The organism is Exiguobacterium sp. s39, assembly GCF_018618925.1.
In the GTDB taxonomy this organism is placed as follows: domain Bacteria; phylum Bacillota; class Bacilli; order Exiguobacteriales; family Exiguobacteriaceae; genus Exiguobacterium_A; species Exiguobacterium_A abrahamii.
Genome location: NZ_JACSNA010000001.1, coordinates 360,195 through 373,134 on the forward strand (window position 1 = coordinate 360,195; position 12,940 = coordinate 373,134).

Consider the following 12,940-nt stretch of genomic DNA (forward strand, 5'->3'; position numbering starts at 1 on the left):
GCTTTTCATTTTTCAAAAAATCATTTAACATGAGGAATGGATAATCGTATTGATAGAGGAGGATGGGCGCGTGAGTGAGTTCGAGCAATGGTATCTCGAATATGAATTAAAGGTCAACCGTCCCGGTATACTCGGGGACATTGCTTCGTTGATGGGAATGTTACATATTTCGATCGTGACGATCAATGGTGTCGATCATCAACGACGCGGTATGTTGCTCCAAACGAAACAACCGGATCAAATTCCACGACTCGCCGCTATTCTCAAGACGATGTCAACCATAGAGGTCATCAAACTACGAAAACCAAAACTACGTGATCGAATCGCGATTCGTCACGGGCGCTATATCGATCAAAGCAGTGATGAACGAAAGACGTTCCGCTTCGTCCGGGAAGACTTAGGGATTCTCGTCGATTTCATGGCAGAGCTATGTAAACAGGATGGCCACTTGTTGATTGGTGTCCGCGGCATGCCACGCGTCGGCAAGACGGAGTCAATCGTCGCAGCGAGCGTCAGTGCGAATAAGAAATGGCTGTTCTTATCGTCGACGTTGATTAAACAGACGGTTCGAACATCGTTGTTCGACGATGAGCGGACGGGTGATTATGTCTACATCATCGATGCGTTAGTATCACAACGAAATTTCGATGAACGACACTGGCAAATCCTGCGTGAAGTCATGCGTCTACCGGCGACAAAAATCGTCGAACATCCGGATGCGTTCGTCAAATCCAGCGAGTATACGTGGGATGATTTTGATTACATCATTGAATTACGCAACACGACTGAAGAAATCATTGTGACTGAACTGCCTCGTTCCCATGGTGGAAATGATTGGTTCAACTTTGAATAAGTATGAAAAATGGAAGGTGTGTTACCGATGACCGAGCTCGGAACCTACTTAAAAGAACAACGGGAGGCACTTGGTGTCTCTCTCGAACAAATTCAAACGACGACGAAGATTCAAAAGCGTTACATCGTCGCGATTGAAGAAGGGAATTATGATCAATTGCCGGGTGCTTTTTACGCCCGGGCCTTCATCAAGACATATGCGGAAGCACTCGGTCTTGACGTCGATGAAGTCTTTACGACCTATAAACGTGATCTTCCGGAACCGGAAGCACAACCGGTCGTCGAATTGTCACGACGCGCGACGTATTCGAAATCAAGTGCTCCGAAGAAGAGCGTTGCGAAGCGTTGGATTCCGAACATCATCATCATCGTTCTAATCTTTGCGATCGGCGCTGCCTTGTATTATGGTCTGCAGACGTTCCTCGACGGTAACGAAGAGGCGAAGACGTCCGCACCGAAGCAAAATGATGTCACGATTGATCAAGGGGATGCACCAAGTAAAGAGACGGATGCGCCTGCGAAGACGGAAGAAGAGCCGAAGGAAGAACCGGCGAAGCAGGAAGAAACAAAAGAAGAACCTAAAAAAGAGGCACTTGCTGCGAAGTCGACATCTGGTCAAGATGTCACGTATGAAGTCGCAACGAAAGATACGATGAGTGTCTCGATTCAAATCAAGAAAGATGCCTCTCCGTCGCCATTCGTTGGTGTACGTGATACATCACTTGAAGGAGAAGCACTCGCGCCAGACCACATCAACGCATCGGATCCGAATCCGATCGTCGTGAAGGACGCGAAGACGGACTTGATCCGGATCCGGATCGGTTCGATTAAAGGGATTGATAAAATCGTCGTCAATGACCAAGAACTGAAACTGAACCGTTCGCTTCTCGTCCAAAACATCTATCTAAAGAAAGTAGCCACGCCGTAATTCGGCGTGCCTTCTTTTAGATGGCATGTCATTTACATACGAAATGAAGGAGGAGGGCGTTACATGAACTTACCGAATCAATTGACAGTATTACGCGTTTTATTAATTCCCGTGTTCGTCATCGTACTTGCGATTGATCCGAACTGGGGACAGTGGGATGTACTGGGAGCCGAGCTTCCCGTCTCACACTTCGTTGCAGCTATCATCTTCCTTGTTGCTTCACTGACGGACTGGCTCGATGGTTATATCGCTCGCAAACAAAAATTAGTGACGAACTTTGGAAAATTCATGGATCCACTTGCCGACAAAATGTTAGTTGCAGCTGCTCTCGTCTACTTGGTGGAACTTGGATTCGTCGCAGCATGGATCGTCGTCATCATTCTCTGTCGAGAGTTCGCAGTCACGGGTCTTCGTCTCGTCGCATCTGACGAAGGAATCGTCCTTGCTGCCGGAAACTCTGGGAAAGCCAAGACATGGGTCCAGTTGACATCAATTACGGCATACTTGTTGCACGATATCATCTTTGCGATGTGGAACATTCCGTTCGCAGATATTACGATGTGGCTTGCTTTGATCTTGACGATCTACTCAGGCGTCGAATATTTCTCGAAAAACATTAAGTTAATTACGAAATCCATGTAAGATGGATCAATTTAGACTGTTCGTCATACCGAACAGTCTTTTCTTATACTTCAAGAAGGTGAGGAATCAACATGAAAGCAGAAATCATCGCAGTCGGAAGCGAACTCCTCCTTGGGGAAATCGCGAACACGAATGCACAGTACCTTTCCGAATGGTTAGCGAGTGCCGGAATTGACGTTCATTATCATACAGTCGTCGGTGACAATCGTGAACGGATGCAAGAAACATTCCGTCAGGCACAACAGCGGGCAGATCTCCTCGTCATCACAGGAGGTCTTGGACCGACGGAAGACGATTTGACGAAAGAGGTGCTCGCTGATCTTCTCGGACGTGATCTCGTTCTCGATCAAGCGGCGTACGAGCGAATCGAAGGGTTTTTAAAGACACGTCAACGAGAGATGACGATTAACGAACGAAAACAAGCATTAATCATCGATGGTGCGACGGTTTTACGCAATGATGCAGGACTTGCTCCCGGTATGTCGGTTCAGACGGAGCATCACCAATATATCGTCTTACCCGGTGTGCCACGCGAGATGAAGCAAATCCTCAAAGATCACTTCAGTCATCTGTTCGGTCAAGAAACGATCCGTTCTCGGACATTACGATTCTTCGGAATCGGGGAGTCGGCTTTAAACGACCGTCTTGAAACGTTGATCAAGGAAGCAACAAATCCATCGGTCGCACCGTATGCGGAGCTCGCTGAAGTTCGGTTGCGCTTGACGGCTAAAGCTCTCGATCAACAGGAAGCCGATCGTATGCTCGATGAACTCGAACAACACGTCCTTGCTGAAGTCGGCATGTACTTTTATGGATATGGCGAGACGAGTCTGCCGGAAGTCGTTCTAAAACGGTATCAAGAAGCAGGATTGACACTTTCGCTCGCCGAATCACTGACGGGAGGAGCCGTCGCGAGTGGTCTCGTTGATGTCAGCGGTGCGAGTCAAGTGTTGCGTGGGAGCGCCGTCGTTTATGATGATGCAGCGAAGCAAGCCGTGTTATCGGTACCAGAGGATTTATTACGAGAGCATACTGCTGTCAGTAAAGAGGTCGCGATCGCGATGGCTGAAGGGGCGCGAGAACTGTATCAATCCGATATCGCCGTCGCCTTAACGGGGGAAGCAGGCCCGACGAGCAACAGCGGAAAAACGGTCGGAACGGTCTATTGTGCTGTTGCGGACGCACATGGAACACGGATCGTCGAATGGCAATATCCATCGTTCGACAGAGGAATGATTCGACTGCGCGCCGTCAAGGATACCTATTTCCTTCTACTGAAACATCTCGAAAAAGCATCAGAGTGAGAAAAATGATCAAAGTGTAAGTATGCGAATAAATGTTCGTAAAATGCTTGTCATTCGGTCTCAAAAGAAGTACAATAATCTCAGTAAGATAATTAAAAGGAGGCCTGCTACGTGAGTGATCGTAAAGCAGCACTTGAGATGGCGTTACGCCAGATAGAGAAACAGTTCGGTAAAGGTTCCATCATGAAACTCGGAGAAAATGCGGATCAGAAGGTATCAGTAATCTCTTCTGGATCGATTACATTAGATATTGCCCTAGGTGCAGGTGGATACCCACGTGGACGGGTCATCGAAGTATACGGACCTGAATCGTCAGGTAAAACGACGGTTGCGCTTCATGCAATCGCAGAAGTTCAGAAACAAGGCGGACAAGCAGCATTCATCGATGCGGAGCATGCGCTTGATCCAGCATATGCAAATAAACTCGGTGTCAACATCGATGAGCTCCTCTTGTCACAACCGGACACTGGGGAACAAGCACTTGAAATCGCGGAAGCACTCGTTCGTTCTGGTGCGGTCGATATTCTTGTCGTCGACTCTGTTGCGGCACTCGTACCAAAAGCAGAGATCGAAGGCGAGATGGGTGACTCACACGTCGGTCTTCAAGCACGTTTGATGAGCCAAGCGCTTCGTAAGTTGTCTGGTGCAACGAATAAATCGAAGACGATTGTCATCTTCATCAACCAAATCCGTGAAAAAATCGGTGTCATGTTCGGTAATCCGGAAACAACTCCAGGTGGTCGTGCACTTAAATTCTACTCGTCTGTTCGTTTAGAAGTGCGTCGTGCGGAAGCGTTGAAAAACGGTACGGACGTCGTCGGTAACAAAACGAAGATTAAGGTCGTCAAAAACAAAATCGCACCTCCGTTCAAACAAGCGGAAGTCGACATCATGTATGGTCTCGGGATTTCGAAAGTCGGCGAGTTGATCGATATCGGAACAGACCTCGATATCGTTCAAAAGAGTGGTGCATGGTACTCGTACAACTCTGAACGTCTCGGTCAAGGGCGTGAGAACGCGAAGCAATACATGGTCGAGCATCCGGAAGTCGCAGCAGAGGTCGAACGTTTGATTCGTGAACACCACGGTCTCGTCGATCGCGAAGAGCCGGTTGATTTCGAAGCAGAACAACCAGAAGATCTATTTGCTGAATAAACCGTTTCAGAGAGGATTCGCGTGCGAATCCTCTCTTTTTTAGTGTAAAAGAGGAAAACAGTGGAATTCTTTCCCGTCCGTTCGTTGACAATGAACGAGTGCTATCCTTACAATATAGATGTACGTTTTTTAGACAGCTTCGATGAAATACCGAAATGAACTAAGAAACACCTTGCAAAGGGGAGGTGAACCCATGAGTACACTGACTTGGATTGTCATACTTCTCCTCACTTTGCTGATCGCATTCATCGTAGGCTACTTCTTGCGGAAATCGATTGCAGAAGCGAAAATTCAAGGCGCAGAAACGGAAGCGAACAAAATCGTCGAACGTGCGCGTGAATCGGCTGAGGCAACGAAAAAAGAAGCAGTACTCGAAGCGAAAGATGAAGCATTCAAACTTCGTAACGAAGTGGAAAAAGAATTGCGTGAACGTCGCCAAGAGCTAGCGAAACAAGAAGCCCGGTTGCTCCAGAAAGAAGAGACACTCGATCGCCGTGTTGACGCTATCGACCGTAAGGAAGATCAGATCAATACACGTGATGCAGAGATCGCGAAACGGAAGCATCAAGCTGAAGAACTAGAGCGCAAAGTAGAGGACCTGTATGAACAGGGACGTCAAGAGCTTGTCCGCGTCGCGAATTTATCGCAAGACGAGGCAAGAACAATCATCATGGATGAGACGAAACAGGCTGCTTTACATGATGCAGCCATTCTTCAAAAAGAAATCGAACAAAAAGCAAAAGAAGAAGCCGACAAGAAAGCACGTAACATCTTGTCACTTGCGATTCAACGGTTCGCCGCTGAACATATCGCAGAGACGACTGTATCGGTCGTCAACTTGCCGAACGATGAGATGAAAGGTCGGATCATCGGACGGGAAGGCCGCAACATCCGTACGCTCGAGACCTTGACTGGGATCGACTTGATCATCGATGATACGCCGGAAGCCGTCATTTTGTCTGGTTTTGACCCAATTCGTCGCGAAGTCGCTAAAATGGCGCTCGAGAAATTGGTTCAGGATGGTCGGATTCACCCGGCCCGTATTGAAGAGATGGTCGACAAATCCCGTCGTGAAGTCGACGAGCGGATTCGAGAAATCGGGGAAGAAGCGACGTATGATGTCGGGATCCATGGCATTCATCCGGACCTTGTCAAAATTCTCGGTCGCTTGAAGTACCGTACGAGTTACGGACAGAACGTCCTGTATCACTCACTTGAGGTTGCCCACCTTGCAGGTATGATGGCAGCTGAACTTGGAGAAGATGTCACGCTTGCGAAGCGTGCGGGTCTTCTGCATGATATCGGGAAAGCGATCGACCACGAAGTCGAAGGCAGTCACGTTGAGATTGGTGTCGAGCTCGGTACGAAGTACAAAGAGCATCCAACCGTCATCAACGCGATCGCATCCCACCACGGGGATACGGAAGCGACATCTGTCATTTCCGTCTTGGTCGCAGCTGCGGATGCATTATCTGCTGCTCGCCCAGGTGCACGTCAAGAGACACTCGAAAGTTATATCCGCCGTCTCGAACGCCTCGAGGAAATCTCGGAATCGTTCGACGGTGTCGAAAAATCATTTGCGATCCAAGCGGGTCGTGAAGTCCGTATCATCGTTCGACCTGACGTCGTCGATGACGTACTGGCTCACAAGATGGCGAGTGACATCCGGAAAAAAATCGAAGAAGAACTCGATTATCCGGGACACATCAAGGTCACGGTCATTCGGGAAACACGGGCAGTCGAATACGCGAAATAAGTGGAGTGGCGGGCGACCGCCACTTTTTTTAATGAACGGAGGAACAGCAATGAAGATTTTATTCATCGGAGACGTCGTCGGTGCACCCGGTCGACATATCCTACAACAATTCACAGCACGCTTGAAAGCGAAGTACAACCCGAACGTCATGCTCGTCAACGGCGAAAACGCAGCACACGGACGCGGCATTACGAAGTCGATCTATCATCAATTCCTTGAACTCGGATTCCACGGGATCACGATGGGGAACCATACGTTTGATAACCGCGACATCTTTGATTGGATCGACGACGCGGACCGAATCGTCCGTCCGGCGAACTATCCGGAAGGTACGCCAGGTCGTGGGATGATGATCGTCAAAGCAGGCAATAAAAAGATTGCCGTCATCAACGTCCAGGGAACGGTCTTCTTACCACCACTCGGTGACCCGTTCCGTACCGTCGATGCACTGATTGCGGAAGTCGAAGGAAAAGTCGATGCGATCTTCGTTGATGTTCATGCGGAAGCAACGAGTGAGAAAATTGCAATGGGCTATCACCTCGACGGTCGAGTACAAGCTGTCGTCGGCACACATACGCACGTCCAGACAGCAGATGAGCGTGTCCTTGACGGAGGAACGGCTTATATCACGGATGTCGGGATGACAGGTCCGCTGAACGGTGTGCTTGGGATGCGTCAGGAAGATGTCCTACGAAAATTTAAGACACAGCTCCCAACACGGTTTGAAGTTGCCGAAGGACGGGAACAACTTAATGGAGTCTTGATTCATATCGATGACACAACAAAAAAAGCAACGAAGATTGAACGGATTCATCTGACGGATCAGTCAGTATTCTTCGACTGATTGCCATTTCTGGATGGGGAGGTACACGCATGGACGTCCTGAAAGTATCAGCTAAGTCGAATCCAAACGCGGTAGCAGGTGCACTCGCGGGTGTCATTCGAGAGAGAGGTTCCGTCGAGATTCAGGCCATTGGTGCGGGAGCGCTCAATCAGTCTGTCAAAGCCGTCGCCATCGCACGCGGATTCGTGGCGCCTTCTGGCATCGACTTGATTTGTATCCCAGCCTTCACAGACATTTTGATTGATGGGGAAGAGAGAACCGCCATCAAACTCATCATCGAACCACGATGACGAATTGGACATAGGTCCTATTTGCAAGTAGACCATTTACTCGACTGGAGTAGATGGTCTTTTTGCTACGTCCGCGAAATTTTCTCACCTTTCCACCGAGGGAGCATTGTACTACTTCCGGTAAATCGGTATCATGAGGGAGGATAGAGAGAACTATCATTTCAGGGGACAGAGAAGGAGCGAACGTCGATGTATAATCAGTTATCATGGAAAGTTGGCGGTCAGCAGGGAGAAGGGATCGAATCAACAGGCGAAATCTTTGCGATTGCCTTGAATCGACTCGGCTATTACCTGTACGGCTACCGTCACTTTTCGTCACGTATCAAGGGAGGACATACGAACAATAAGATTCGTGTCGCGACACAGGAAGTCCGGACGATTTCCGATGATCTCGATATTTTGGTCGCGTTCGATCAAGAGACGATCGATGTTAACTTCCATGAATTGCGTCAAGGTGCCATCATCATCGCGGATGCGAAATTCAATCCGACGAATCCAGACGAAGCACGCGCTTCCTTGTATGCGATTCCATTTACGGAAATCGCAGCTGATCTCGGTACGGCATTGATGAAGAACATGGTCGCGATCGGTGCATCGAGCGCGATTCTCGGCATTGCACCGGAGCGTTTCCAAGCCGTCGTCGAACAGATTTTCGGTCGAAAAGGTCCAGACATGGTCGAGAAAAACTTAGCAGCGATTCGTGAAGGCGCAGCAGCGTTCGAAGCACTCGCAGGAGAGGGCGAGCGGTTCGTCTTGGAACCGGCGGACGGAAAACAACGGATGTTCATGATCGGAAACGATGCGATCGCGCTTGGTGCGATTGCCGGTGGAGCGCGTCTGATGGCAGCTTACCCGATCACACCATCATCTGAGATCATGGAATACTTAATCAAGAAACTGCCGCAGTTCGGCGGAACGGTCGTCCAGACGGAAGACGAGCTGGCAGCAGTCACGATGGCAATCGGGGCGAACTATGCAGGTGTCCGTGCTTTGACGGCATCTGCTGGTCCAGGATTGTCATTGATGGCGGAAGCGATCGGGTTATCCGGGATGACGGAAACACCGCTCGTCATCGTCGATACACAACGGGGTGGTCCGTCAACCGGTCTACCGACGAAACAGGAACAGTCTGACTTGATGGCGATGATCTACAGCACGCATGGTGAGATTCCAAAGGTCGTTCTGGCACCGTCAACGGTCGAGGAAGCGTTCTACGATGCAGCAGAGGCATTCAATATCGCAGAGGAGTATCAATGCCCTGTCATTCTATTGACGGATTTGATGCTGTCGCTCGGAAAACAATCGGTTGAGCCACCGGATATGTCACGCGTTGAGATCCGTCGCGGGAAGTTGATCCAGGAAGACTTACCAGAACTCGAAGGAAAAGCGTACTTCAAACGCTACGAAGTGACGGAAGATGGGATCAGCCCACGTGTCATTCCAGGCGTCAAGCACGGGATTCACCACGTAACAGGTGTTGAACACAATGAGGAAGGGCGTCCGTCGGAAGCGACGAAGAACCGAGTCGATCAAATGACGAAGCGACTTCGGAAGCTGAATACGTTCCGCTTACAGGATGCCGTTCTCGTAACGGAGCATCATGCAGAACCGGATATCTTATTCGTCGGTTTCAACTCGACACGTGGAACGATCGAAGAGATCATGCCACGACTCGAAGCACAAGGAATCAAGGTTGATCACTTGCATATCCGTCAAGTCCATCCGTTCCCAAGTGAGCTCGTCACGCCGCACTTAGAGCGGGCAAAACGAGTCATCGTCGTCGAGTACAACGCGACGGGACAACTGGCGAAGCTGATCCAGATGAACTGTGGACATGCATCGAAGATCGAGCATATCCTGAAATTCAATGGCGACCCGTTCTATCCAGCAGAGGTCGTCGAGCAGGTCGTAGGAGGGGTATATCATGGCAACCTTTAAGGATTTTAGAAACGATGTCAAACCAAACTGGTGTCCAGGGTGTGGAGACTTCTCGATTCAAGCAGCGATTCAGCGTGCTGTCGCGAATGTCGGGCTCGAACCAGAAGAGTTGGCATTGATTTCCGGGATCGGCTGTTCTGGTCGGATTTCCGGTTACATCAATACGTATGGCTTCCACGGCGTTCATGGACGGTCTCTTCCGATCGCCCAAGGTGTTAAGATGGCGAACCGCGAATTGACGGTCATCGCGTCTGGTGGCGACGGGGATGGATTTGCAATCGGTATGGGACATACGATTCATGCATTCAAGCGCAATGTCGACATGACGTATATCGTCATGGACAATCAGATTTACGGCTTGACGAAAGGACAGACGTCACCTACTTCTGCACCTGGATTCAAGACGAAATCGACGCCAAAAGGGTCGATCGAAAAGAGTGTTTCACCGGTTGAACTCGCCTTGACGGCTGGGGCGACGTTCGTTGCCCAAAGCTTCTCGAATGATTTGAAGGGCTTGACGCAACTAATCGAGCAAGCGACGGCACATAAAGGATTTGCCTTCATCAACGTCTTCAGTCCATGTGTCACGTTCAACAAGGTCAATACGTACGATTGGTTCAAACAGAACTTGACGAAGCTGTCCGACATCGAAGGATATGATCCGTCGAACTTGGATCTTGCGAAACAGACCGTTCATGCTCACGACGGACTCGTCATGGGATTGATCTATCAGGATGAAACACGTCCTGATTACCAATCACAAATCGATGGGTATCAAGAATCGGGTCTTGCGTATGCGGATCTTGAGCTGAACGAAGAAACATTCGGTAAACTGGCAGCAGAATTCATGTAAGATAGAGGAAAGATGTGTTTGGTTTTTTGGGGATGCTAAACATTTGGAAGTTCGCCACATATAAAAAAACGTGAGCTTCCGCGAAGGAGTCGGGGAAAGATGACGAAATTAGTAACGACGGTAGAAGAGACGACAACGACGAAAACGATGCGTGCACTCGTCAAAGAAGAGCGCGGGTTCGGTGCGGCACTGAAAGAAGTACCAGTACCCGTACCGAGTCGTGGAGAAGTCTTGATTCGAGTCGAGGCAACATCGATCTGTGGGACGGACGTTCATATCTATGAGTGGGACGCGTGGGCAGCCTCGCGTGTCAATCCGCCGTATGTCTTCGGTCACGAGTTCTCGGGCGAAGTCGTCGAGCTCGGAGAAGGCACGAAACGCTTGAAGCTCGGTGATCGTGTCTCGGCGGAGACGCATATCGTCTGTCATCAATGTAAACAATGTCTTCGTGGACAATATCACATCTGTAAGAACACGAAGATCATCGGTGTCGATACACAAGGATGTTTTGCAGAATACGTCGTCATGCCGGAAGAAAACCTTTGGGTCAACCCGGAAGATATGCCAGCAGGGATCGCCTCGATCCAAGAGCCGATGGGCAATGCCGTCCATACGGTTCTCGCGAGCGATGTCAGTGCGAAAACGGTCGCAATCGTCGGTTGTGGTCCGATTGGTCTGATGGCGGTCTCCGTCGCTAAAGCAGCTGGTGCGGCGGAAGTCGTTGCGATCGACGTCAATCCGTATCGTCTTGAACTCGCGCGGACGATGGGGGCGGATGTCGTCATCGATTCACGTCATGACGATGTGTTAGAGCGGATCGAGCGCATGACGGACGGAGATGGAATTGATGTCGTCTGTGAGATGAGTGGTCATCCGGTTGCGATTCGTCAAGCCTTCGAGATGGTGACAGCAGGTGGAGACGTCAACATCCTCAGTCTGCCGGTCAAACCGGTTGAAATCGATTTGACGAACCACGTCGTCTTCAAAGGTGTCCGGGTCCAAGGGATCACCGGTCGGAAGATGTATGAGACATGGAGCCAGGTTTCTGCTTTCTTATCGAGCGGAAAAGTCGATGTCCGACCATTAATCACACACACGTTGCCGCTCGAGCGGTTCGAAGAAGGATTTGAATTGATGCGTCAAGGGAAATGCGGGAAAGTCGTATTACAACCAAGGGGGACGAATTAATGGGATTTGAACACTTACGGACAGAACTAGAAGAGATGAAACAGGCGGGCACGTTCCGCAACCTCGTAGCACTTGAGAGCGCGCAACATAACCGCGTGACGATTGACGGGAAGGAACTGATTCAACTGTCGTCGAACAACTACCTTGGACTCGCCGCACATCCGCGCCTCGCTGAACAAGCAGCGGAAGCAGCGCGCACGTTCGGTGCTGGAACAGGATCCGTTCGGACGATTGCCGGAACACTCGAGATGCACCAAGCATTCGAACGGGAACTCGCGACATTCAAGCACACGGAAGCAGCACTTGTCTTCCAGTCGGGATTCGCAACGAATCTCGGTGTCTTATCGGCACTGCTCGGTCCGGAAGACGTCGTCATCTCGGATGAGTTGAACCACGCTTCGATCATCGATGGGATTCGTCTGACGAAAGCGAAACGCCGCATCTATAAACATGTCGACTTGGCGGATCTTGAAGCGGCCTTACAAGAAACACAAGACGCGCGGACGCGCCTCATCGTCACGGATGGTGTCTTCTCGATGGACGGAAACATTGCACCTCTTCCAGAGATCGTTGAATTAGCCGAGCGTTATGACGCACTCGTCATGGTCGATGATGCCCATGCGTCAGGTGTGCTTGGGAAAGCGGGACGCGGTACGGTCAATCACTTCGGTCTTGACGGACGTGTTGCCCTGCAGGTCGGTACGCTCTCAAAAGCCATCGGTGTCCTCGGTGGATACGTCGCATGTGAACAGCACGTTAAGGATTATCTGATCCATAAAGGACGTCCGTTCTTGTTCTCGACATCACATCCACCAGCAGTCGTCGAAGCGAACCGGGAAGCGCTCCGTGTCATGGAGGAAGAGACGGAACTCTTCGATCGTCTATGGGAAAACACGGAATTCTTTAAACAAGGACTCCGTGATCTTGGATTCGACATCGGAACATCGACGACGCCGATCACACCGGTCATCGTCGGGGATGAAGCACGTTGCCACGAGTTGTCGGACCGCTTACGTCAAGAAGGTGTCTTTGCTCAAGGCATCGCCTTCCCGACGGTCGCAAAAGGAAAAGCACGTGTCCGGACGATCGTGACGGCGGAACATACGCGTGAAGATTTAACGACGGCGCTTGCAGCTTTCGAAAAAGTCGGTCGTGAATTAAACTTGATCGGTTGATATCGATCACGGACG

At 50.1% G+C, this 12,940-nt stretch carries 12 protein-coding genes; all 12 read left to right on the forward strand.

All coding sequences use genetic code 11. The features are described from left to right. Nucleotides 1-70: 70 nt before the first annotated feature. The 12 genes from KNQ11_RS01865 to KNQ11_RS01920 all read left to right on the forward strand — a co-directional run bounded on the left by KNQ11_RS01865 (nt 71) and on the right by KNQ11_RS01920 (nt 12,925). Nucleotides 71-853, forward strand: a complete 783-nt coding sequence (locus KNQ11_RS01865) for a DUF3388 domain-containing protein (protein ID WP_023467698.1) — start codon at nt 71-73, stop codon at nt 851-853. Nucleotides 854-880: 27 nt separating this feature from the next. Beyond that, nucleotides 881-1,780 carry a helix-turn-helix domain-containing protein gene (locus KNQ11_RS01870; protein WP_050678534.1) on the forward strand — a complete coding sequence of 300 codons (900 nt, stop codon included), beginning with the start codon at nt 881-883 and terminating at the stop codon, nt 1,778-1,780. 63 nt (nt 1,781-1,843) lie between these two features. Then, entirely contained in the window at nt 1,844-2,422 is a 579-nt protein-coding gene (gene pgsA, locus KNQ11_RS01875) for a CDP-diacylglycerol--glycerol-3-phosphate 3-phosphatidyltransferase (protein ID WP_023467700.1), read from the forward strand. 71 nt (nt 2,423-2,493) lie between these two features. Beyond that, nucleotides 2,494-3,726 carry a competence/damage-inducible protein A gene (locus KNQ11_RS01880; RefSeq protein ID WP_214769173.1) on the forward strand — a complete coding sequence of 411 codons (1,233 nt, stop codon included), beginning with the start codon at nt 2,494-2,496 and terminating at the stop codon, nt 3,724-3,726. Between the two features lie 111 nt (nt 3,727-3,837). Further along, nucleotides 3,838-4,881, forward strand: a complete 1,044-nt coding sequence (gene recA, locus KNQ11_RS01885) for a recombinase RecA (RefSeq protein WP_023467702.1) — start codon at nt 3,838-3,840, stop codon at nt 4,879-4,881. Nucleotides 4,882-5,074: 193 nt separating this feature from the next. Beyond that, on the forward strand, nt 5,075-6,637 hold the full coding sequence (rny, locus tag KNQ11_RS01890) for a ribonuclease Y (protein ID WP_023467703.1): 1,563 nt from the start codon (nt 5,075-5,077) through the stop codon (nt 6,635-6,637). Between the two features lie 49 nt (nt 6,638-6,686). Continuing rightward, nucleotides 6,687-7,481 (forward strand): TIGR00282 family metallophosphoesterase, encoded by a 795-nt coding sequence (locus tag KNQ11_RS01895; RefSeq protein ID WP_023467704.1) that lies wholly within the window; start codon nt 6,687-6,689, stop codon nt 7,479-7,481. A gap of 29 nt (nt 7,482-7,510) precedes the next feature. Next, nucleotides 7,511-7,771, forward strand: a complete 261-nt coding sequence (locus KNQ11_RS01900; protein ID WP_023467705.1) for a stage V sporulation protein S — start codon at nt 7,511-7,513, stop codon at nt 7,769-7,771. Nucleotides 7,772-7,960: 189 nt separating this feature from the next. Further along, nucleotides 7,961-9,709 (forward strand): 2-oxoacid:acceptor oxidoreductase subunit alpha, encoded by a 1,749-nt coding sequence (locus tag KNQ11_RS01905; protein ID WP_035398188.1) that lies wholly within the window; start codon nt 7,961-7,963, stop codon nt 9,707-9,709. Next, a complete protein-coding gene (locus KNQ11_RS01910) occupies nt 9,696-10,562 on the forward strand; it encodes a 2-oxoacid:ferredoxin oxidoreductase subunit beta (RefSeq protein WP_023467707.1) in 867 nt (288 codons plus the stop codon). The genes KNQ11_RS01905 and KNQ11_RS01910 overlap by 14 nt, the downstream gene beginning before the upstream one ends. A gap of 99 nt (nt 10,563-10,661) precedes the next feature. After that, nucleotides 10,662-11,750, forward strand: coding sequence for an L-threonine 3-dehydrogenase (gene tdh / locus KNQ11_RS01915; protein WP_023467708.1), 1,089 nt, complete (start codon nt 10,662-10,664; stop codon nt 11,748-11,750). Further along, nucleotides 11,750-12,925 (forward strand): glycine C-acetyltransferase, encoded by a 1,176-nt coding sequence (locus KNQ11_RS01920; RefSeq protein ID WP_023467709.1) that lies wholly within the window; start codon nt 11,750-11,752, stop codon nt 12,923-12,925. The genes tdh and KNQ11_RS01920 overlap by 1 nt, the downstream gene beginning before the upstream one ends. Nucleotides 12,926-12,940: the final 15 nt, after the last annotated feature.